General features: G+C 57.1%; 18 protein-coding genes. 11 read left to right on the top strand and 7 right to left on the bottom strand.

The annotated features are described in order from the left end of the window. Nucleotides 1-23: 23 nt before the first annotated feature. On the bottom strand, nucleotides 24-890 hold the full coding sequence (locus tag ACIGG6_RS12690; protein WP_399844835.1) for a nitrilase-related carbon-nitrogen hydrolase: 867 nt from the start codon (nucleotides 888-890) through the stop codon (nucleotides 24-26). 620 nt (nucleotides 891-1,510) lie between these two features. On the opposite strand from ACIGG6_RS12690, the gene ACIGG6_RS12685 reads away from it, so the two are divergent. Then, nucleotides 1,511-3,028, top strand: coding sequence for an NCS1 family nucleobase:cation symporter-1 (locus tag ACIGG6_RS12685; RefSeq protein ID WP_399844834.1), 1,518 nt, complete (start codon nucleotides 1,511-1,513; stop codon nucleotides 3,026-3,028). A gap of 66 nt (nucleotides 3,029-3,094) precedes the next feature. Here ACIGG6_RS12685 and ACIGG6_RS12680 read toward each other — a convergent pair whose 3' ends face one another. Beyond that, the gene (locus ACIGG6_RS12680; RefSeq protein WP_399844832.1) at nucleotides 3,095-3,997 is read right to left on the bottom strand and encodes a LysR family transcriptional regulator; all 903 of its coding nucleotides are present in this window, start codon (nucleotides 3,995-3,997) and stop codon (nucleotides 3,095-3,097) included. Nucleotides 3,998-4,188: 191 nt separating this feature from the next. On the opposite strand from ACIGG6_RS12680, the gene ACIGG6_RS12675 reads away from it, so the two are divergent. Then, complete coding sequence (locus ACIGG6_RS12675; protein ID WP_399844830.1) at nucleotides 4,189-7,239, top strand: EAL domain-containing protein; 3,051 nt, start codon at nucleotides 4,189-4,191, stop codon at nucleotides 7,237-7,239. On the opposite strand, the gene ACIGG6_RS12670 is transcribed toward ACIGG6_RS12675, so the two are convergent. The 5 genes from ACIGG6_RS12670 to ACIGG6_RS12650 are packed head-to-tail and all read right to left on the bottom strand — an operon-like array spanning nucleotide 7,219 to nucleotide 11,964. Continuing rightward, nucleotides 7,219-8,247 carry a CobW family GTP-binding protein gene (locus ACIGG6_RS12670; protein WP_399844829.1) on the bottom strand — a complete coding sequence of 343 codons (1,029 nt, stop codon included), beginning with the start codon at nucleotides 8,245-8,247 and terminating at the stop codon, nucleotides 7,219-7,221. The two genes, ACIGG6_RS12675 and ACIGG6_RS12670, sit on opposite strands and share 21 nt — an antisense overlap. Before the next feature lie 3 nt (nucleotides 8,248-8,250). Then, nucleotides 8,251-9,243, bottom strand: a complete 993-nt coding sequence (gene moaA / locus ACIGG6_RS12665; protein WP_399844827.1) for a GTP 3',8-cyclase MoaA — start codon at nucleotides 9,241-9,243, stop codon at nucleotides 8,251-8,253. After that, on the bottom strand, nucleotides 9,240-10,493 hold the full coding sequence (gene moeA / locus ACIGG6_RS12660; protein ID WP_399844826.1) for a molybdopterin molybdotransferase MoeA: 1,254 nt from the start codon (nucleotides 10,491-10,493) through the stop codon (nucleotides 9,240-9,242). Before moeA ends, moaA begins: the two co-directional genes overlap by 4 nt. Continuing rightward, a complete protein-coding gene (gene mobA / locus ACIGG6_RS12655; protein ID WP_399844824.1) occupies nucleotides 10,490-11,110 on the bottom strand; it encodes a molybdenum cofactor guanylyltransferase MobA in 621 nt (206 codons plus the stop codon). Before mobA ends, moeA begins: the two co-directional genes overlap by 4 nt. Further along, nucleotides 11,107-11,964 carry a formate dehydrogenase accessory sulfurtransferase FdhD gene (locus tag ACIGG6_RS12650; protein ID WP_399844822.1) on the bottom strand — a complete coding sequence of 286 codons (858 nt, stop codon included), beginning with the start codon at nucleotides 11,962-11,964 and terminating at the stop codon, nucleotides 11,107-11,109. Before ACIGG6_RS12650 ends, mobA begins: the two co-directional genes overlap by 4 nt. 151 nt (nucleotides 11,965-12,115) lie before the next feature. Here ACIGG6_RS12650 and ACIGG6_RS12645 point away from each other — a divergent pair, with 151 nt between their 5' ends. The 9 genes from ACIGG6_RS12645 to ACIGG6_RS12605 all read left to right on the top strand — a co-directional run bounded on the left by ACIGG6_RS12645 (nucleotide 12,116) and on the right by ACIGG6_RS12605 (nucleotide 21,133). Continuing rightward, nucleotides 12,116-12,556, top strand: coding sequence for a DUF3305 domain-containing protein (locus ACIGG6_RS12645; protein WP_253505426.1), 441 nt, complete (start codon nucleotides 12,116-12,118; stop codon nucleotides 12,554-12,556). Continuing rightward, a complete protein-coding gene (locus tag ACIGG6_RS12640; protein ID WP_399844820.1) occupies nucleotides 12,553-13,164 on the top strand; it encodes a DUF3306 domain-containing protein in 612 nt (203 codons plus the stop codon). The genes ACIGG6_RS12645 and ACIGG6_RS12640 overlap by 4 nt, the downstream gene beginning before the upstream one ends. 197 nt (nucleotides 13,165-13,361) lie before the next feature. Next, nucleotides 13,362-15,074: a 4Fe-4S dicluster domain-containing protein gene (locus ACIGG6_RS12635; protein ID WP_399844819.1), complete on the top strand. Its 1,713-nt coding sequence runs from the start codon at nucleotides 13,362-13,364 to the stop codon at nucleotides 15,072-15,074. 4 nt (nucleotides 15,075-15,078) lie between these two features. Continuing rightward, entirely contained in the window at nucleotides 15,079-15,732 is a 654-nt protein-coding gene (locus ACIGG6_RS12630; RefSeq protein ID WP_399844818.1) for a molecular chaperone, read from the top strand. A 78-nt stretch (nucleotides 15,733-15,810) separates the two neighbouring features. Next, nucleotides 15,811-16,014 (top strand): twin-arginine translocation signal domain-containing protein, encoded by a 204-nt coding sequence (locus ACIGG6_RS12625; RefSeq protein ID WP_052509959.1) that lies wholly within the window; start codon nucleotides 15,811-15,813, stop codon nucleotides 16,012-16,014. 24 nt (nucleotides 16,015-16,038) lie between these two features. Then, complete coding sequence (locus ACIGG6_RS12620; protein WP_399844817.1) at nucleotides 16,039-18,894, top strand: molybdopterin-dependent oxidoreductase; 2,856 nt, start codon at nucleotides 16,039-16,041, stop codon at nucleotides 18,892-18,894. Nucleotides 18,895-18,955: 61 nt separating this feature from the next. Then, the gene (fdh3B, locus tag ACIGG6_RS12615) at nucleotides 18,956-19,570 is read left to right on the top strand and encodes a formate dehydrogenase FDH3 subunit beta (protein WP_399844816.1); all 615 of its coding nucleotides are present in this window, start codon (nucleotides 18,956-18,958) and stop codon (nucleotides 19,568-19,570) included. An 11-nt stretch (nucleotides 19,571-19,581) separates the two neighbouring features. Beyond that, nucleotides 19,582-20,682: a formate dehydrogenase subunit gamma gene (locus ACIGG6_RS12610; RefSeq protein ID WP_399844814.1), complete on the top strand. Its 1,101-nt coding sequence runs from the start codon at nucleotides 19,582-19,584 to the stop codon at nucleotides 20,680-20,682. Between the two features lie 103 nt (nucleotides 20,683-20,785). After that, nucleotides 20,786-21,133 (top strand): DUF1244 domain-containing protein, encoded by a 348-nt coding sequence (locus ACIGG6_RS12605; RefSeq protein WP_399844812.1) that lies wholly within the window; start codon nucleotides 20,786-20,788, stop codon nucleotides 21,131-21,133.

Here is a 21,133-nt window from a genome sequence, read left to right as displayed (position 1 = left end):
CCTGGGATAATTGACTGAGGGGCTTATTCGCCGTCGGTTAAGCGGGTATAGGTTTCCGGGCGGCGGTCACGGAAGAACTGCCAGTTGTTGCGCACCTCGCGCACCATGTCTAAATCGATCTCGTGTACCAGCAGCTCGTCTTCCGTTTCGCTGGCCTGGGCTTCGATCTTGCCGCGTGGGTTGACGATATAGCTGGAGCCGTAAAAGTCGCCGATATTCCAAGGCGCTTCGCTGCCTACGCGGTTGATGGCAGCGATGAAGCAGCCGTTAGCGGCGGCCGAGGCGGGTTGTTCAAGCTCCCATAAATATTGGGATAGCCCGGCCACAGTCGCGGAGGGGTTGAAGATCACTTCGGCACCGTTAAGGGCCAGTGCTCGCCAGCCTTCAGGGAAGTGGCGGTCATAGCAGATATACACGCCGATCTTGCCGTAGGCGGTATCGAACAACGGCCAGTTAGATTGGCCCGGCTTGAAGAAGAATTTTTCCCAAAAGCCAGCCACTTGGGGAATGTGTGTTTTGTGGTATTTGCCCAGATAGCTACCGTCAGCGTCGAATACCGCCGCTGTGTTGTAGTAAACGCCTGTCTCGGTTTCTTCATAGATAGGGACGATGATCACCATGCGGTGCTCAGCCGCGAGCTTCTGCATCATCTGGCAGGTGGGGCCTTTCGGCACCCGCTCGGCAGCGGCGTACCATTTGCTGTCCTGGCTGGGACAAAAGTAGGGTTGATTAAACACTTCCTGGAAGCACAGTACTTGCACACCTTGTTCAGCGGCTTGTTTTATCAGCGGCAGATGCGCTTCGTTCATTGTGTCTCGAATAGCGGCGGGTTCCAGGTCGGTACTGGTTTTTAGGCCCATTTGAATCAGGCCGATTTTCATCTTCTGCATACAAAGCCCTCTCGTGTCATACGCACCAACCGTCTGCTAACGCATAACGGTGATTAACGGTCAGGTAAAACCATGTATTGCTAATATGGATTAGCAAATACGGCGGTCGCTTGGCGTGTAGTGACGTCGGCTTAAAGCCAAATGTTTATTGTTATGAGTAAAAGTTGTCATATTTGACAGCTTTTTGAAAATAGACCTTTACGTAGTCACTTTTCAAGGTTTTTTTATGGGGTGTGCGGCTATGTATTAACCAATTGATTTTATTTGTTTTTATTTTTTATGTGATCTTTTTTTGCTAATTTAGTGAGTGTTTGCACATATTTGGTGGTTTTTAAATTCTTTTAAAATCAGTGATTTGATTTTTTATTGGCTGGTTTGTGCACTTTTTATGGTGCTTTTATGGTGCAATATTTTTTTAACGAACTAAGGTTTTTAGTGGGTTTGCTATACATTGGTGAAAACAATAACAAGCGCGTAGGTAGTGACTGCCTATCTGTCGATCAAGTCAGCTTTTTGTTCAATAAGTTAACGATCCTGTCTTCAGTTTAGGCATGCTTATTGCTGCGACAAAAGCTGAACCCGTACATGCGGTCGGCAATGTCGCTGCTGAGGAGAATAAAATGACTGGCTCAAGAACCCAGATGGTAGACAGAGAGGGGTTGATTGAACTTAATGTTGGTGAGGACGTGCGCAATAGTCCCCGCTTCAATAAAGATATTGCACCTACCCAGGCAAGTGAGCGTACCTGGAGTAAGTGGAATATCGCGGCACTATGGGTGGGGATGTCGATCTGCGTGCCCACGTATACGCTGGGTGGGGTGCTAACCGCCTACTTCGGCTTGAGCGTGGGGGAGGCGCTCTTTGCCATCCTGCTGGCCAACGTCATCGTACTGATTCCACTGACGCTGAATGCCTTTCCTGGCACTAAGTTCGGGATTCCTTTTCCGGTGGTATTGCGCTCATCCTTCGGTATTTTGGGCTCGAATGTGCCGTGCCTAGTACGTGCGCTGGTGGGCTGCGGCTGGTTCGGCATTCAAACCATGTTTGGTGGCTTAGCTATCCATTTGCTGCTGTCGGAGCTAATTCCCGCCTGGGCAGCCTTAGGTGGCGTGGGGGAAGTGATTGGCTTTTTTGTTTTCGGCGCGATGAACCTGTATGTGGTCATTCGCGGAGCGGAGTCGATTAAGTGGCTGGAAACGCTGGCTGCACCGCTGCTGTTGGCCGTAGGCGTTGGCCTGATGATGTGGGCGTGGCCGCATATGTCGATGACCGAGCTGCTGGCTCAACCGCCATCGCGCCCTGAGGGGGCTTCCGTTTATGGTTATTTCTTTGCCGGTTTGACCGCCATGGTGGGTTTTTGGGCGACTCTCTCACTAAATATTCCTGACTTCAGCCGCTTTGCCAAAAGCCAAAAAGATCAAATTGCAGGCCAAATTATTGGTCTACCGCTGACGATGTTCTTCTTTGCTGCCCTTGGGGTCGTGCTAACCGCTGCGTCTGAATCGCTAGTAGGGCAAACCGTTGCAGATCCGGTGAGGTTAATCGGTTATATCGACAGCCCCTTCTGGGTCATTATGGCGATGTTATTGATCATTATTGCCACTATTTCGACCAACACCGCTTCTAATATCGTCTCCCCTACCAATGATTTTCAGAACATAGCGCCAAAAGTGATCAACCAGACGCGTGGCGTGCTGATAACCGGTGCGGTGGGAGTGCTGCTGATGGGCTATGACCTGTTACAAAAGGCAGGCATCATTCCTCCTGGAGTGTCTCTTGAGCAGATGTACTCCAATTGGCTGCTGGGTTACTCCAGTCTGTTAGGCCCCATTGCGGGCATTATGGCGGTGGACTACTTCCTGATTAAAAAGCAGCGCCTGGATGTGCCCAGCCTGTACCTGGATGGTCACGCCTATCCTGCGGTCAACATGGCCGGTTTTATCGCTTTCGGGGTTCCTGTTGTGCTGACCTTACTGTCACTGTTAACCGGCACGATGAACTGGTTCTATGACTACGGCTGGTTCACTGGCTCCGCGCTGGGGGCGATTGTTTACTACGTCGCAAGCCAGGTATTGGCGTCATCTCCAAAGGCGGGGCCTGCGCCAGTGATGGCCAGCGAGGTGACAGAGCAATCCTGATCGGCTATCGGTGATAGTGGCTGTATGACAAAGCTCGGCAATTAGCCGAGCTTTGTCAGGATTAGCCTACGTCCCACTGATAAACCCCAAAAACGCATCCACCACGCGATTGGGGCGGCGGTCATGGCGGGTAATCAGTACAAACGGGATGCGGTAGTGCTGAGTAGCGGTGTGAAGCGCGCGCATCTTGCCAGCTGCCACCCACTGCTCGGCGACATGTTCGGGTAGAAAGCCCATAAAGCGTCCGGTCAAAATCAGAAAGGCGGCCCCTTCTCGGTCCGAGGCAGAAGCCTGTAGGTTGAGTGCTTCGTGGGCTTGGCGTGCAGCATCAGGTAGGGGGTAGCGCGGGCGAATCGCCGGGTGGCTGGCGATTTGTGCAAGGCTCAATGCCTCATCGGGCACGCTGAACAGTGGATGTTCGGCGGAGCAGTATAAGTAAGAGGGTTCGTCGTACAGCAGTTGTGTTTCTAAACTGGTGGGCAAATTCACCGCAGGCACTACCCCCACATGCAGGTGACCATCCATCACGCCGCGAATCACCGCGTCCGACGGCTCCATATGAATATGGACCGTTACCTCGTGATGAGGGGCGGTGAGTGCTGCCAACGCATGGGTCACATCCATGGCGGGTAGCGTGACGAGGTTATCGGTAATACCGATATTCAATTTGCCTTTGATAGTGTGATGCAGCGCGTTAACGTCGCTTTTAAAGGTCTCCAGCGCCGTAAGCAGCGTTAGCCCTGCCTGATAAATCTCTTTCCCCTCTTCTGTTAGGCTGAATCCGCCGCGTCCTCGCTGACAGAGGGAAAACCCCAGACGTCCCTCCAGGTCGTTCATATGCTGGCTAATGGCCGAGCGACTAATCCCCAAGGTGGTTTCCGCAGCGGTAAAACCGCCGCACTCAACGACCGTCTTAAAAATGCGGATCAGGCGTATTTCGTAGTCGCTCATTTGGCCTAGTGATGCCATAGCTGCCTCTTGATCAGGAAAAGGGGGCTTTTTTGCTGCATTGGGTTAGACAAAAAATTGATATACATCAAAAAAGCGAAGCGCCACTATCTAGCATTGCGACCATGAAGTCGCTGTGGTGTATCTTTCACTGTTATTTTTTACACTGTATCAGGTGCGCTTGCGCGACACTTGAATAAGGCCAATATTTGATGCGCTCCTCTCGCAGTGATGAGTTAGCCCACAAAACTCAAGCAGTGCCGATGTATCGCCGACAGCAGCGGCAAGCCATCGTCATATTTGCGTTGGCTCTGTGCGTCATGTTGCTGCTATTCGGTTGGTTATTGGAAGGGCAGTACCAGCAAGAGATACGCTCGGCTGAGTCTCGAGCCATTTCGCGTTCGAATGTAGTGGCCGAGTGGGCAAAGGGTATGCTGGGGCAGAGTGGGCAGGCACTTTTTACCTTGGCGGAGCGAGTGGAGAGTGTCGGAGGGGCGGGCCTCAATAATACGGCGAGCGTACAGTATGCTTTAGAAAGTTTGACTGGCTATATGCCACTAATTGATGAGCTTGGCGTTCTCAATGCCCAAGGGCGTGTCTGGGTAAGTAGTAGCAATAACCGGCATGCGGGTCTTGATATTAGTGAGACTGATTTTTTTCGCTCTTTCCAGCAAGGCAAGCAGCAAGAGCTGGTCACGCCGCTTTACTGGTCATCACAGAACCAGCAGTTCTACCTCTATCACGCTCGGCGGGTGAACGATGCAAGCGGTAATTTTAACGGCTTGGTGGTTGCTCGGCTGGAGCCGCAGACCCTGATCGAAGCGCTGCAGCAAATGCGCGTCTATGACGGCGAAAGCATGGCCTTACTAGACGCCAACCTCAAGTTAATTGCCCGCCATCCCATGCCCACAAACGGCGCTATCGTGGGCAGGCAAATTGAAGATTCTGCTACGCAACAGTGGCTCAAGACGCAAGAAGCGTCACAAACATTTACCGCGCTTTCATCCATTGATGGGCGGGGGCGCCTGTTCCATTTGCAGCGAGTCAGTCACTACCCGGTACTGGTGGCGGTGGGCGTGGATGTGCAGCGGTTATTAGCAGGTTGGCGCCAACGAACACTGGTGTTAACGGGCGTTATGGCGATCATTGCGCTGTTGGGAGCGTGGGGAGTGCGCCACTATTTGAGCCGCCTCGCACTCTCTTATCAGTTGCAGACCCGTGAGATGCGGATGGATGCGCTGATTAACTCCCTACAAGACCTGATTTTTGTATTTGATGGTGAGGGTCGGTTTCGCTTTATCCATGCCATCGAAAAGGACAAGCTACTCTTGGGTAGCCAGCAAGCGCTAGGATTGCACTATCAGCAGGTGTTGCCCCCCGCGTTGGCAAACACCTTTGACACCATCTTTCATCAAGTTCAGCAAACCCGTCAGGTGGCGACGTTTGAATACCCGCTGATGCTAGGCCAACAGCAACGTTACTTTCATGCCACTGTTAGCCCCTTGGCAAGCAAAACAAAATACTTTGAAGGAGTGCTTTCTGTGACCCGCGATATTACCGACGCGAAGCAAGCCGAGGTTGAACTGCAAATCGCCGCTGCGGCATTCCAGGCGCATTTAGGCATTATGGTGACCGATGCGCGGGGCAATATCCTGAAGGTTAATGATACTTTTAAGCGTATTACCGGTTACAGCGACGAGGAGATGATTGGCAAAAACCCGCGTATGTTTAGTTCCGGCCACCATAACGCTGCGTTTTATCGTCGGCTGTGGCGTAGCGTTATGGCAACGGGTAACTGGGAAGGGGAGATCTGGAATCAGCGCAAAAACGGCGAGCTGTTTCCTGAATGGCTGACCATTAGCGCGGTGTATGGCCACGGCGGTGAATTGACCCACTACGTGGCGACCATGAGCGATATTAGTGAGCGTAAAGCGGCCGAGCAGGAGATCCACCAGCTTGCCTTTTATGACCCGTTAACCGGCTTTGCTAACCGTCGACTGTTTATTGATCGTATTGGTACAGCGTTAAAAGAGCTTAACCGCCATCAGCGCTGCGGCGCGTTAATCCTGATCGATATTGATAACTTTAATCATGTTAACGATACCCTAGGCCACCATGCGGGCGACCAGCTGTTGCAAAGTATTGCCCGGCGCTTTGGGCGAATGCTGCGAGATACCGACACCTTGGCAAGGTTGGGAAGCGACGAGTTTGCGGTGCTGATTGAAGGGATTGATGGTAGCCCACGGCAAACTCAGCAACTGGCTGAACATATCGCGTATAAGCTGCTGGCGGCGCTGGATGAGCCGATCAGCGTGGGGGAAGAGAGTGCGTTAGTCACCGCTAGCGTAGGTATTACGATCATCGCAGATAGCCAGCGCAGCGCAGACGACTATCTTCAACAGGGAGATATGGCACTTTCTCAAGCGAAAGCCAGCGGCCGACGAGCAGTGCGCTTTTTTGACCCTTCCATGCAGGCAAAACTGCTAGCTAAGGTAAAACTAGAGTCGGAGCTTCGCCAAGCGCTTGAGCATCAGCAATGGCGGCTGCATTACCAACCTCAGGTTGATCGTCGGGGTAGATTAATAGGCGTTGAAGCCCTACTGCGCTGGCAGCACCCTGAGCGTGGGTTAGTCTCGCCGGGCGAGTTTATACCGCTGCTAGAGAGCACAGGGCTGATTAATGATGTCGGGGAGTGGGTGCTGGAAGAGGCTTGCCAGCAGTTAGCCCAGTGGGCAGGTTCGCCGCTGCTGGATAGGCTCACGATTTCGGTGAACATCAGCCCATTACAATTCCGCGAGAACAACTTTCTGCAGCGGGTCGAGCAGGTATTTCAGCGCACTCAAGCGCCGCTAGAGCAGCTGAAATTAGAAGTCACTGAAACTCTGTTTGTAGAGGCGCGTGACGATGCACGCGATAAAATGCTCAGTCTAAAAGCCTTGGGCGTTCGTTTCTCGCTGGACGACTTCGGCACCGGCTACTCGTCGCTGGCTTACTTGGCCCAACTGCCGTTGGACCAGCTGAAAATTGACCAATCCTTTGTGCAGCAAGTGCTAGAGAGCAAAGCAAACGCGGCGATTGTGGAAAGTACCATTGCCCTGGCGAAGAGCTTAAACCTGGATGTGATTGCCGAGGGGGTGGAAGTGGAAGCGCAGCAGGCGTGGCTGATGGCCCACGGCTGTCACGCCTTTCAGGGCTATCTGTTCGGAAGGCCGGTGTCCGTTAATGACATTGAAGCAGCCGTGCTAGCTCAGTCCTACGCGTGAGGCATGCAGCTTGATGAGTAACGCCGCGATCAGCGCGGCGTGCTCAAAGCTCTTGGGGGTAATCACCTCAAGCCGCGAGTCCTGCCGCCAAGCGCTGCTGGCAACGCTTAGGGCGCCATCCGAGCGGTTGAACCGTTTCCAGCCGTCGGTGGTGTGGAACACTCCCTTTACCCGCGCCGTAGTGGGCAGCTCGCTAACACAATGGGCAAGATGGTCTAGGTCGAAGCGCTCGGTAGGGTGCCAGCGCAGGCCTGTGCTGGTGTAACCCAGCGCATTGGCGGTTTGCTGTTGGGGCTGGCCAGGAGGGGGCGGAAAATCGAAAAAAGCGCCCTCTAGGCTAGGGCTGGCTGCCAGAGCCTGATGCTCGGCAGGCATCGCAGGCTGATCTTGTTGGCGCGCCTGGCCGCTGTCCAAGATGAGCGACACCGGCAGCACCCCTTCCTCAACGGTGTACACCCATTTACGGGCCGGCCATAGCGTGCCGATAAACTGCTGCGCTTGTTGATGCTGGGCGCTGCTTGCCTGCTCGCCCATGGTGATAGCGATGGCGTCGGCCATATTTAGCTGGTCCTGGAACGTGTCGTGCTCGCGCACGCGGGCTTCATCCAATCGGCGTGGGTCAAGCGTCGCGATAATATCCTGCACCGCCACCACGTCTCGAAACGCCTCGCCGCGCAGCAGATCCAGCAACCCTGCCGGGTGGCCAAGGCCAGAGGGCTCGATAATCACCCGGTCTGGCTTGCTGCGCGCTAATAAATTGACCAGCGCCGCCTGAAGCACAAACGCTAACTGGCAGCACAGGCAACCGCCGGGCAGGCCTTTCACCACCACATCATCGCGCGCATCAAACATCGCCTGATCAATGCCGATCTGACCAAATTCGTTGACCAAAATCGCCCACTTCTCATCCACAGGCTTTTGCTCAATCAGGCTGTGGATAAGCGTGGTTTTGCCGCTACCTAAAAAGCCGGTGACGATGTGAACGGGAACGCGCGAAGCGGCTGCCAACGGTTAACCTCCGGTCATGTTCATAAAGCGCACTACCTGCACGTCGCCATCGGTGGTGAAGTGGTGGCGTTCGGGCTTGAGCGGCAGGGCGTTAATAATGGCGGTTTTGAGCGCCTGCATATCGCCAGGATGGCGGCGCAATACGGCGCGCAGGTCTACCGAGTGCTCATTACCCAGGCAGAGCAGCAGGCGGCCTTCCACGGTGACCCGTACGCGGTTGCAGCTATCGCAGAAGTTATGGCTATGGGGCGAGATAAAGCCCACCCGGCTGTCGCTGTCGGCCATTTTGAAGTAGCGCGACGGCCCTGGTGTGCTCTCTGTGGTGGGCATCAGCGGGTAGCGTGTTTCGATCAACGCCTGAACGTCATCGCTGGAGTAGAAGGTCTCTGCCCGGGAGTGGTCGGACACATCGCCCAGCGGCATCTCCTCGATAAAGCTAATATCGAGGCCCTCCTGACGGGCAAAGGTCACCAAGTCGAGCACTTCGTCTTCGTTGCGCCCCTTCAAGATCACCGCGTTTAGCTTGATGCGCTTGAAGCCCGCCTCTTTGGCGGCGTGAATGCCGTCGATCACCTTGGCTAAGTCGCCGGTGCGCGTCAGTTGCTTAAAGCGCTCGGGGTCGAGGGAGTCCAGGCTAATGTTGAGCCTACGTAGGCCGCCTTCGTACAGCCGCTTGGCGTGCTTGCGCAGGCTGGCACCGTTAGTGGTCATGGTGAAGTCGTCCAGCCCCGGCAGCGCGCCGATCTCGTCCACGAGCTGCTCTATGCCTTTACGCACCAGCGGCTCACCGCCGGTCAGGCGGATTTTCTCGACGCCAAGCTCGGTGAAGGCGCGCGCCACCATGGCGAGCTCTTCCAGTGTGAGTACCTGCGCGCGGGGAAGAAACGTCATCTCCTCGCTCATGCAGTACACGCATCGGAAGTCGCAGCGGTCCGTCACGGAGATGCGTACATAGCGGACCCGGCGGCCAAAATCGTCAATCAGTTGTTCGGTCATTGCCAGCTCGTTATGGGTTGAATGCAGACCGCCTCGCCTGGCTGAGCGTCTGCCTGGTCATCGCCAAGTTCAATTAAGCAGTTGGCCATTACCATGGAAGTCAAAATACCCGAACCCTGGGCACCGGTGCTGCGCACATGTAGCACGCCCTGGTCATCACAAGTATAAATGCCACGCAGAAAATCGGTGCGCTTCAGGCGGCTTTTTAGCGGTGTTTGGGCAATCGCTGTGAGTCGTAAGGGCGGAGAAGGCAGCTGCCCCTGCAGCCGTTGCAAAAGGGGCACCACAAACTGGCTGAAAGTAACCATCACCGCCACCGGATTACCGGGTAGCCCCACAAACGGCGTGCGGGAGTCGCTCAGCTGGCCGCAGGCCATCGGGCGGCCAGGACGTAGCGCCACCCGCCAAAAGGCCAGCCGTCCGAGCTTTTCCAGCGCAGCGCGGGTGTAGTCCGCGTGGCCCACGGACACGCCGCCGCTGGTAATCACAAGGTCACACTGCGCCGCTGCTTCCGCAAGCGCTTGCTCAATAGCGCGCGGGTCGTCGGGCAGGATACCTAGATCTACTACCTCGGCCCCTTGCTCGCTCAGCATGCCCATCAGGGTAAAGCGGTTGGTGTCGTAGATCCCGGCGCTGGGGAGCGGCTCTCCTGGCGGGGTGACTTCGTTGCCGGTAGAAAAAATCGCAACCTTAGGGCGCCGGTATACGTCGACCTCGGCATAGCCCAGGGACGCCACCAGCCCCATGCTGGCAGCATCCAGCCGTGTGCCCGCCGTCAATGTAACGGCCCCTTGGGCAATATCCTCTCCAGCTTGGCGAACGTGCTGCCCAACACTGACCCGCTCTGGCGCATCGATGGTGATGCTGTTGTCACCCTCAATGAGCTGCTCACGCATAATCACCGTATCGGTGCCGCTGGGGAGCGGCGCGCCGGTGGTGATACGCACGCACTGGCCAGAGGGCACCTCACCCTCAAACGCTTGCCCGGCGAAGGCATCACCTACGATCTGAATATGTGTGGTGTAGGGTGGCTCTTTGGGCCAGGACAAGGCAACGCCATCCATCGCCGCATTGGTATTCTGTGGCACGTTAATAGGCGCAGTGATATCAGTCGCCAGCCTGCGTCCGTAGGCGCTGCCTATTGCCACCTGTTCTACCGCTACCGATTTCTCAACCAGCGTCATCAGCGCATCGCGAGCGGCATCGACGCTGAGCATCTGCTCGCCCAGTTCAAAACACGACAGGCTCATGGCGTCTCCTGGGAAGGCGTTGTCAGTGCCAGCTCCAAGCGGGCTTTCTCCTCTTCGGTATTGAGGTTGGCGAACGCTTCAGGGCAGTCAGACATATCCACCCGGCACCATGCGTGGCGCGCGTACCAGCGATCGATTTTACGCTCGCCTTCGGCCAGGGTGGCCGCTAAATCGTCAGCCAGCGACGTATGCAGCAGCGCGACGACGGGGTGCAGGCGCTCGCCATCGAACGCCACGGCGATATCGTGCTCGACACCCGCCTGGGTAATACCTGCGACCATGCGCGCCACCAAATCGTGGGGCAGCGCAGGGGAGTCGCAGGGTGCGACCAGCAGCCACGGCGTTTGAGCCGCGCGCAGGCCGCTGTAAATGCCCATCAGCGGGCCTTTGAAGCCGCCTTCGGCATCCTCAATCACGCGGTCGGCAAACAGCGCATACGCATCGCTATTGCGGTTGGCGTTAATCATCAACTCATGCACGTGGCCATCGAAGCGCTTAACGGTGTGCGCTACCAGCGGCAAGCCTGCAAAGGGCTCCAGGCCCTTATCTCGCCCGCCCATACGGCGGCCTTCACCGCCCGCGAGAATCATGCCAGTCAGATCGTGCTTGGCGATCATACGCCTGCCTCCTTGGACGAGCGCGCACTCGGCGGCTTGGGGGGAATCGCGTCCAGCGTCAAGCGGCCAGCGGCGTTAATGGCTTGGAATCCTTTCCCCTTCGCACGGGCGATCAGCATCACGCCGAAACGCTCGGCCAGCTCTACGCCTTTTTGTGTCACGCCTGAACGCGATACCAGTACGCTAATGCCCATTTGCGCGACTTTCAGCACCATTTCAGACGTTAAACGGCCGGTGGTGTAAAAAATATCGGCGCTACGGCTATCGGCTTGGTTAAGCCACTGGCGACCCGCTAGCGTGTCTACGGCGTTGTGGCGGCCTACGTCTTCGACGAAATCCAGCACCTGCGACTGATGGCACAGCGCGCAGCCGTGTACCGCGCCCGCGCTGCGGTAGGTCTCGTTGTAGGTGTTCAAATTGGTCAGTAATTCATACAGCGTTGATTGCGCCAGCGGTGTCTCAGGCAGCGCTGTGAGAGAAGTTTGCTCTAACAGTTTACCAAACACGGTGCCCTGACCGCAGCCCGTTGTGACGGTGCGCGTGCTAAGGCGCGCCTCCAAGTCATCAGGCAGGTGGCGGGTAACGATCACCGCAGCCTCTACTTCCCAATCGACTTGAACGGCGGTTAAATCCTCGGCGCTTCTTAATAGCCCCTGGTTGCGCAGGTAGCCTACCACTAGTGCCTCGGGGTCATCGCCTAGCGTCATCAGGGTGACAATTTCACGCTTGTTAAGATACACCGTAAGCGCACGCTCGGCGGCAATGGCCTGCGGGCGAGTGTCGCCGTAGGCATCCATGACATCAATGGTGGTCGTGGCCGGTAAGCGGGCTCGGCTTAACTGAAGGGCGGGCATCCGCAATCCTCACTGATACCAAAACGCTGTGTGGCTGACGCAAACACGGCGCACAAGATCATAATAGTTGAGTAAAATAGTCTGAGTTGACGATGATGGCGCTCAAAAGGCTTACTTGTCTACCCGTTCAAGGTCTAAGGTGGTGAAACCCATGAGTGATAGTTTACGCGCATTAAGCGTTACCTTAGTCGCCGAGCCCAAGCAGGTGCGCAGTTTCACGCTGACCCAGTGGCGCATTGCCGAGCTGGTGCCGGGGGACGAAGGGGAGTGCGTACTCAACCTGCAGCTCTATATGACCGAGCGAGCCGCCTATCGATTTAACCTCACCGCGCCGACGCCGCGCCTGTTCGTGCGTGCCGGGTTCACCGGGCAAACCCCGAAGCCCGATGCCATCACTGCCAGCCAGGATGTGGCCGCAGGCTGGCTAGATGGCGAGCAGCAAGTGCTAGAAGCTGCGATGCCGATGGCGATTCAGGTGTGGATAGAGCACTATCTCGCGCGCCACGGTGAAGCGCCAGTGGAAACCCGCAAGAAAAAACGCAAAGGGGCCGGGCGTGGCAAAGAGACCCCGACCAAGGAGCAGCCACAGTGAGCCGTTTGGAGCGCTGGTCGCGTAAAAAGCGCGGCATTGAACATGAGAGTGATGACAGTCAGCCGGCGGAGCCGGTAGAGCCTCAGTTGGAAGTGGAGACGCACGCGCCTGAGTCTGACGGCATAGATGCCTCCTCCCCAGCGGTAGACGAGCAAGAGGCCGCAGCTCCGCCCCTGCCGGGCAGCCTGGACCACACGTTGCCCGACCCAGACACCTTGCCTGCAGGCAGCGACTTCAGCGCCTTTATGGTGCCTGGCGTCAGTGCTGCGCTGCGCCGCCGTGCCCTACGGAGGCTCTGGGCCACCGGTAACTACAATGTGCGCGATGGTTTGGATGATTACGACGCCGACTACACTCAACAGTTAAAGCCCATGGCCAGCGAGCTGGCGGGCAAGCTGCGCCGCTGGGCCAATAAAGCGGAAGAGACCTTAGAGAAGCTGGAAGACGCAGGGCAGAAGGAGAAAGCACAGGAAGAGACATCGCCTGCGCCCGCCTCGGATCAGACCAGCGCTTGCACAAGTGATGACAGTTTTGTACAAAGTGCCTCACTAGACGACCAGTCTGATTATTCTGATCACGCTCCAGGAGAGCGAAAAAAAGACGGTTAGCTTTTTGAATCAGTGGGTTATGGTAAGCATGGCGGGCTTTCGTTGACAGCGGTGCGACCAAAGGAAGTGGCAAAAAAGCTGTTTGCGCCATACGCTGATACAAGAAGCTATGTCGTTATAACGCCGAAAGTCATCCATGAGATGACAAAACCTAATCTCTAATTATAACAAAAACGACCTCTTGACCGTGAGAATGCATGAACCAACGAATCCAACTGGCGTCGATTGACGACCAGCGCAACGTCGCCGCTCGTGAAGCGGTGCGTCGGCGTATCTCATGGCCGGTGAATTTAACGCCTGCCAACGTGACCTACCACAGCCGCGGTCATGTGCTGTTGCTCGGTAGTGCGCCGTCAGTGACTCAAGCGGCACGAGTGCTTCAGGGGCGAGGATTAGCGTCCCTCACGATGCTGACCACGGATGAGGCCGTTGATCTTCCCGCCGCCAGCGAGCCGCTGATCGCTCAAGTGCTGAGTGCGCATCAACAGTCACAGCTAAACATCGCGGGTCATTTGGGTGGTTTTCGTGCCACTCTGAGCCAAGACGATGGCGACTCTCTCAATCTTGCCCAAGCGCTGATTGAGCGGGACGTATTTGACGTAGTGCTGGACCTTTCGGAGGGAGCACTTAACGTCGCTTCTTGGGAACTGCCCCCGCCGGGCTACCTGCGCCTCGCGTGGGAGCGCCAGGAAGCTGAGCGTGCCGACGTGTTAGAGAGCGTGACGGAGCTGGTCGGTGAGTTCGATAAACCGCGCTATTTCCAGGTCAATACCGATCTTTGCGCCCACTCTTCCAGTGGTAACGTCGGTTGCACTCGCTGCCTCGACGTCTGCCCGGCGGATGCGATTTCTAGCATCCAAGGCCGCATTGAGTCGCGCATTGAGATTGATCCTTTCCTTTGCCAAGGCGTAGGCAGTTGCACCAGTGCGTGCCCTACGGGTGCCATCGAGTTTCGCCTGCCGGAAACCCGCCGTCAGCAGGATACGTTAGCCACTTGGCTCGCTGCTTATCGGGAAGCCAGTGGTGAGGTGCCGGTGCTACGCTTTATTACCCATGACTCGCTGGAAGCTGAGCGTGCTGCAGGCATTACCACGCCGGGTCACATCATTGATGCCCCCTTGGAAGAGCTGGGCGCGGCGGGCCACGACCAGTGGCTGACGGCGCTCGCCAGCGGCGCTTCTGAAGTGCGCATTCAGCTTCACGACGGCATGCCGCCCCGGCTCAGCGCTTTTTTAGAGCATCAAATTACTCAGGCTCATAGTCTGCTGACCGCGCTAGGCCACGACGCCGCGCGTATTAAGCTACTGCCGGTAGATGCCGAGGGCGAGCGAGATGCGCTGCCCAGCCTAACACCGCTCACCGAGTCGCCATTGAGCTTTAATGAGCCTAATAAGCGTGCTCGCCTGAACGTTGTGCTGGCGCGGTTGGCTGAACTGGGGGCGCCCAGCGGTGAGCGCCACGCCATGCCTCAAGGGGCGGCTTACGGCGGCATCAACGTTGATAGCGCTGCCTGTACGCTCTGCCACGCCTGCGTTAGTAACTGCCCAACGCCTGCGCTTAAATCCGGCGGTAATACTCCGGCGCTCAGCTTCCTGGAAGCCGATTGTGTACAGTGCGGGCTCTGCGAACAGGCCTGCCCTGAAGACGCCATCACGCTGGAACCAGGCTTCCTCGCGGCACCTGCGCGCGAAACGCGGCATATTTGCCACGAAGAGGCGGCTTTCGAATGTATTAGCTGCGGTAAGCCGTTTGCCACCGCCAGCACCGTTGCCACCATTAAAGCCAAGCTGGCCAATCACCCTTACTTTGCCGGTGATGCCATGACGCGCTTAGAAATGTGTGAAGACTGCCGGGTGAAAGACGTGTGGAAAACCATGGCTCGTGACCCTGAAGCGCAACTAAAGGTGTAAAGCAATGAGCGATGCAATGCCGACGCTAAGTGAAACCGATGCGCTGCGAATGGATATCTACCAGCTGTTCGCTAGCCTGCTGCGTCAGGCCCCCGACAGCGAGCTACTGGCGTGGTTGGAAAGTCTCGATATTGAGCAAGATGGCAGCCGCATTGCCGAATGCTGGGCCGCGCTGTCAAAAGCGGCAAGCCAAAGCGATGTGGACAGCCTGAAGCGTGCGCATTTCCGCCACTTAGTAGGCGTCATTCAAGGCGACGTTGTGCCCTATGCATCCTGGTATCGCAACGGCGAGCTGATGGAAGCCGCGCTGGTCGCGCTGCGCCAAGATCTCCGTGCGCTAGGCTTTGAGCGCAGCGAGCATACCCGGGACCCAGAAGACCACCTGGCGGCCATGTGCGAAGTGATGGCCATGCTCATCGCCGCGCAAAGTGGTGAACAGTTCACCTTTTTTCAACAGCACCTTGCCCCCTGGGCTAGCCGCTGTTGGGATGACCTTGCAAAAGTAGACACCGCTTTCTATTCAGCGCTGGGGCAGTTGGGTAGTGCTTTTATGGAGAGCGAACAGGCACGTTTGAGCGATCAAGCGGCCTATCAACCGGTGCGCATAGTGGAGCCTGCTTCCTATGACGCCGGTGCAGCGCGCAAAGCCACACCGTGACGTGACCGTGCGCAGCGGTAAGCGAACAACAGGGCCTACGGGCCACGCATAAAAAAGGGCATGAAAGAGGAGAACCCCATGCACCAGTCACATAACCCTGAGCGCCGCCGGTTTATGAAAACCGTTGGTTTAGGCACCGCCGCTGCGGGCGCAGCTGTTGCGGTAGGCCACGTCACGCTGGCACAGGCAGATGATAAAAGCCCGGTTGAGCGCGACAAGCAGGCGGTGAACTACCGCGAGACCGACCATATTCGTGCTTATTACGCCTCGCTGCGTGACTGACGGCGAACTGCCAGGAGATTTGCCATGCGTCTAACTCGCAAAACGAACACCCCCGCTACCACTGGGTTGGGTATTTCCCGTCGTCAGTTCCTAAAGCGCACGGGTGTAGCCACCGGTGGGGTGGCTGCGGCAGGCTTTATGGGCGCGCCGATGATGCAGCGCACTGAAGCGGCTGATAAAACGCCGGTGCTCGACTCCCCGGTAGAAACGAAGCGCACCATCTGCTCCCACTGCTCGGTGGGCTGCGGTGTGTATGCCGAGGTTCAAGAGGGCATCTGGACCAAGCAAGAGCCCGCCTTCGACCACCCGATCAACCGCGGCGCTCACTGCGCCAAAGGGGCATCGCTACGCCAGCACGGCCACTCCACGCGCCGCCTGAAGTACCCGATGAAACTGGTCGCCGGTGAATGGCAGCGTATGGACTGGGATACCGCCGTCAACGAAATTGGCGACAAGCTGATTGAGCTGCGCGACGCCCACGGCCCCGACAGCGTTTACTGGCTGGGTTCAGCAAAATTCAGTAACGAGCAGGCGTACCTAATGCGCAAGCTCGCCTCCATGTGGGGCACCAATAATACCGACCACCAGGCGCGTATTTGTCACTCCACCACAGTGGCAGGGGTTGCGAATACCTGGGGTTACGGAGCGATGACCAACTCGCTCAACGATATGCATAACAGTAAGGCGATCCTCTTCATTGGTTCTAACCCCAGTGAAGCGCACCCGGTCGCTATGCAGCACATTCTGATTGCGAAAGAGCGCAACAACTGCGACATCATCGTCGCGGACCCGCGCTTTACCCGCACCGCTGCTAAAGCCAACAAGTACGTGCGTCTGCGCCCTGGCTCCGACGTTGCCTACATTTGGGGCCTGCTGTGGCACATCTTTGAAAACGGCTGGGAAGATAGCGAGTACATCAATCAGCGCGTTTACGGCATGGACGACGTGCGGGCAGAAGTCGCTCAGTTCCCGCCCAGCGTTGTAGAAGATATTACTGGCGTACCAGAAGCGGAAATGTTCGATGTGGCCAAGCGCCTTGCCGACAATCGCCCTGGCTGCGTAGTGTGGTGTATGGGCGGTACCCAGCACACCACCGGTAACAACAACACTCGCGCCTACTGCATTCTGGAGCTGGCGCTGGGTAACATCGGTAAATCGGGTGGCGGTGCCAACATCCTGCGTGGCCACGATAACGTACAGGGTGCCACCGACTTAGGTCTGGGCTGTGACTCCCTGCCGGGCTACTACGGCTTAGCAGAAGGCGCTTGGCAGCACTGGGCCAAAGTGTGGGACGTAGACTACGAGTGGCTGAAAGGCCGCTTCGACGACACCGAGTACGCCGACGGCAAGCCCATGTACTCCAGCGGTATTACCGTATCGCGTTGGGTAGATGGCGTGCTGGAAGAGGACGAAAACATCTCCCAGCGCACCGCGCTGAAAGCGATGTTCTACTGGGGCCACGCGGTCAACTCGCAAACCCGCGGCGTTGAAATGCAAAAGGCGATGCAGAAGCTGGAGATGATGGTCATCGTTGACCCTTATCCCACCGTTGCAGCCGTTATGCATGACCGCACCGACGGCGTTTACCTGCTGCCCGCTGCCACGCAGTTTGAAACCACCGGTAGTGTGACTGCCACCAACCGCTCGATTCAGTGGCGCGATCAGGTCATTGAGCCGCTGTTTGAATCGAAGCCTGACCACGAAATCATGTACCTGTTTGCCAATAAGCTCGGCTTTGGAAACGAGTTCGTGAAAAACTTCGCGATGGATGGCAACCGTCCGGTTATTGAAGACGTCCTGCGTGAAATCAACAGCGGAATGTGGACCGTTGGCTACACCGGTCAAAGCCCGGAGCGCCTGAAAGAGCACCAACAAAACTGGCACACCTTCAGCTTCGAAAACCTGCGTGCCCAAGGCGGCCCCGCCGATGGCGACTACTACGGTCTGCCGTGGCCCTGCTGGGGAACGCCGGAGTTCAAACACCCTGGCTCGCCCAACCTCTACGACACTAGCATTCCGGTCATGGAAGGCGGCATGGGCTTCCGCGCCCGCTTCGGTATCGAGCGCGATGGTGTGAACCTGCTGGCGGAAGGCTCCGCTCCTGTGGGTGGCGATATCGATGACGGTTACCCCGAGTTCACCGACCAGCTGCTCAAAGACTTGGGCTGGTGGGACGATCTCACCGCTGAAGAGAAAGCGGCGGCCGAAGGCCAGAACTGGAAGACCGACTTCTCCGGCGGTATCCAGCGCGTGGCCATCGAGCACGGCTGTGCGCCGTACGGAAACGCCAAAGCCCGCGCCGTGGTGTGGACCTTCCCGGATGCGGTGCCGAAGCACCGTGAACCGCTCTACACCACCCGTCGTGATCTGGTCGAGCGCTATCCCACGTGGGACGACTTTGACTCCATCATGCGTCTTCCCACGATGTACAAAACCATCCAGGACCGTGACAACAGCGCGGACTACCCGATCATTCTGACCTCGGGTCGCTTGGTCGAGTACGAAGGCGGCGGTGAAGAGACGCGCTCCATGTCGTGGCTGGCTGAGCTGCAGCAGGAGATGTTCGTCGAGATCAACCCGGCCGATGCCAACGACATTGGTATCCGCGACGGCGACCAAGTATGGGTCGAAGGCGCCGAAGGCGGTCGGGTCAAGGTGAAAGCGCTGGTCACGCCCCGCGTGGATCGTAAAGTGGCGTTCATGCCGTTCCACTTCGGCGGTGTGTTCCAGGGCGAAAGCCTGCACGACCGCTACCCGGAAGGCACCGTTCCTTACGTGATTGGTGAAGCGGCCAACACCGCCACCACCTACGGCTACGACCCGGTGACACTGATGCAAGAGACCAAGTGCACCATCTGCCGTATCGAACGCGCCAGCTAACACGACCTGACCTGACAGCATGCCGGTGCGGCCACGCCCGCACCGGCAAGAGGAGAACACCATGGCTCAAATGAAATTTATGTGTGACGCCGAGCGCTGCATCGAGTGCAACGGCTGCGTCACCGCCTGTAAGAACGCCAACGACGTCGAGTGGGGCATCCAGCGCCGCCGCGTAGTGACCCTGAACGACGGCGAAGCGGATGAAATGTCCATTTCCGTTGCCTGTATGCACTGTGATGATGCCCCTTGTATGGCGGTTTGCCCTACCGACTGCTTCTACAAAACCGACGATGGCATCGTGCTGCACGATAAAGACCTCTGCATCGGCTGTGGTTACTGCCTATACGCCTGCCCCTTCGGCGCGCCGCAGTTCCCCCAGCAGAACGCCTTTGGCGAGCGCGGCAAGATGGACAAGTGCACCTTCTGTGCCGGTGGCCCCGCGGAAACCAAAGAAGAGGAGTACCAGAAGTACGGCTCCAACCGCATCGCGGAAGGCAAACTGCCGCTATGTGCTGAGATGTGCTCCACCAAAGCGCTACTGGCTGGTGATGCTCAAGATGTTGCCGATATCTTCCGCCAGCGCGTGGTACACCGTGGCCATCAAGATGGTGCGTGGTCAAACAATCCTCAGGCTAGCTCTGACAACCTTGCCTATGATGCTGCCCGTAAAGGGTAAGGAGGCGTGTCATGACAACGTTGAACATGACAAAGGTGCCCTCACGGGCACCTAGCGGCACCGCTAGCTGGTTGCAGCGCGGATGGCGTCTATGCCTGATGCTGGTGCTGTTAGTGGCAAGCCTGGGAGTCACGCAAATGGCCGTGGCGCAGGCAGACCCAGACCGCGAAATGACCACTGCTGCCCCCGGCATTACGGCGGATCAGTGGCGCCAAGTGCGTAGCGGTGAAACCGGGCCGAACTACCGTGACTCACGTCACGAGAGTAACTACAACCTGATCAACTCCAGCGGCGAAACGTGGCGGATTTTGCGCAATCGCTGGGTGTCGCCGTTTGGCATGATTGCCATTGGTGGTATGGCGGCACTGATTGCGCTGTTCTACTTCATTGTGGGTCGTAAGCATCTCGAAGAGCCGCGCACCGGGCGTAAGCTTTTGCGCTGGTCGCTGCTGATGCGTGCTCTTCACTGGACCGTCGCTACGCTGTTCATCACCCTAGCGCTGACGGGGCTTAACCTGCTGTTAGGCAAGTTCGTGTTCCGTACGCTGTTTGGTGATGCGGTATGGGCCTGGATGATTGCGGCTTCTAAAGTGCTGCACAACTATCTGGGGCCGATTTTTGGCGTACTGTTGGTCATCATGCTGGTTAGCCTGATCAAAGAGAACATTCCCAAGAAGCACGACTGGGTATGGTTCAAAAAAGGCGGCGGTATGATTGGCAAAGGCCATGTAGATGCTGGTTTTGCCAACGGTGGCGAAAAAGCCTGGTACTGGCTGCTAGCTTCAGTGGGCATTTTGGTGGTGGCGAGTGGCTTCGTGCTCGACTTCCCCAACTTTGACCAGGGCCGCGACACCATGCAGTGGGCCAACATCATCCATGCCGTGGGTGCGCTGGGCCTTACCGCTGTCTCGCTGGGTCATATCTATATCGGCACGCTGGGTACGGAAGGCGCGCTGGAAGGTATGACCACCGGTTACGTGGATGAAACCTGGGCCAAAGAGCACCACAACCTGTGGTACGAAGAGGTCAAAGATCAGGCCATCAGTGAAGAAGAGCTGGCGGCGCGTAAAGCGGGCGACAGCGGTGAGCCTTCAGCAGCCAAACCAAGCTGAGTCACGCCGTCGAGATAAGTGGACGTGAACGCCCTTCGACACCGCCTTCGGGCGGTGTCTTTTGTTATGCTGCACTCCAACGAATTTTGAAAGAGGAATCACCATGGCGACATTTGACGAACTGGATGCGACCACCCGTACCGAGCTTGAAGCCGCTGCGTTTCGCCGCTTGTTGAAGCATCTGGACGACAATAAAGATGTGCAGAACATCGACCTGATGATTCTGGCGGATTTCTGCCGTAACTGCCTCTCGAAGTGGCTGGTGACCGCCGCCGATGAGCGCGGTACCGCGCTCGAACTGGACGCCGCCCGCGATTACGTCTACGGCATGCCCTACAGCGAGTGGAAAGCCAATCACCAGGGTGAGGCAACGCCGGAACAGCTGGCTGCTCTTGAAGCGCGCCAAGCCAAGAAAAAGGCCAACGCCTCCCCCAACGAGCACAAGGAGTAG

This window comes from Vreelandella lionensis, from assembly GCF_044543515.1.
GTDB lineage: Bacteria > Pseudomonadota > Gammaproteobacteria > Pseudomonadales > Halomonadaceae > Vreelandella > Vreelandella lionensis.
The sequence above is the reverse complement of the archived record's forward strand: the minus strand, read 5'-3'. Positions and strand labels throughout refer to the sequence as shown.

What these genes read in the sequence shown, in the direction of transcription:
- ACIGG6_RS12690 (WP_399844835.1), bottom strand. Translation starts at nt 890, where the DNA reads ATGCAGAAGATGAAAATCGGCCTGATTCAAATGGGCCTAAAAACCAGT.
- ACIGG6_RS12625 (WP_052509959.1), top strand. Translation starts at nt 15,811, where the DNA reads ATGCACCAGTCACATAACCCTGAGCGCCGCCGGTTTATGAAAACCGTT.
- ACIGG6_RS12620 (WP_399844817.1), top strand. Translation starts at nt 16,039, where the DNA reads ATGCGTCTAACTCGCAAAACGAACACCCCCGCTACCACTGGGTTGGGT.
- ACIGG6_RS12635 (WP_399844819.1), top strand. Translation starts at nt 13,362, where the DNA reads ATGAACCAACGAATCCAACTGGCGTCGATTGACGACCAGCGCAACGTC.
- fdh3B (WP_399844816.1), top strand. Translation starts at nt 18,956, where the DNA reads ATGGCTCAAATGAAATTTATGTGTGACGCCGAGCGCTGCATCGAGTGC.
- mobA (WP_399844824.1), bottom strand. Translation starts at nt 11,110, where the DNA reads ATGATCGCCAAGCACGATCTGACTGGCATGATTCTCGCGGGCGGTGAA.
- ACIGG6_RS12650 (WP_399844822.1), bottom strand. Translation starts at nt 11,964, where the DNA reads ATGCCCGCCCTTCAGTTAAGCCGAGCCCGCTTACCGGCCACGACCACC.
- ACIGG6_RS12645 (WP_253505426.1), top strand. Translation starts at nt 12,116, where the DNA reads ATGAGTGATAGTTTACGCGCATTAAGCGTTACCTTAGTCGCCGAGCCC.
- ACIGG6_RS12680 (WP_399844832.1), bottom strand. Translation starts at nt 3,997, where the DNA reads ATGGCATCACTAGGCCAAATGAGCGACTACGAAATACGCCTGATCCGC.
- ACIGG6_RS12610 (WP_399844814.1), top strand. Translation starts at nt 19,582, where the DNA reads ATGACAACGTTGAACATGACAAAGGTGCCCTCACGGGCACCTAGCGGC.
- ACIGG6_RS12605 (WP_399844812.1), top strand. Translation starts at nt 20,786, where the DNA reads ATGGCGACATTTGACGAACTGGATGCGACCACCCGTACCGAGCTTGAA.
- ACIGG6_RS12630 (WP_399844818.1), top strand. Translation starts at nt 15,079, where the DNA reads ATGAGCGATGCAATGCCGACGCTAAGTGAAACCGATGCGCTGCGAATG.
- ACIGG6_RS12685 (WP_399844834.1), top strand. Translation starts at nt 1,511, where the DNA reads ATGACTGGCTCAAGAACCCAGATGGTAGACAGAGAGGGGTTGATTGAA.
- moaA (WP_399844827.1), bottom strand. Translation starts at nt 9,243, where the DNA reads ATGACCGAACAACTGATTGACGATTTTGGCCGCCGGGTCCGCTATGTA.
- moeA (WP_399844826.1), bottom strand. Translation starts at nt 10,493, where the DNA reads ATGAGCCTGTCGTGTTTTGAACTGGGCGAGCAGATGCTCAGCGTCGAT.
- ACIGG6_RS12675 (WP_399844830.1), top strand. Translation starts at nt 4,189, where the DNA reads ATGCGCTCCTCTCGCAGTGATGAGTTAGCCCACAAAACTCAAGCAGTG.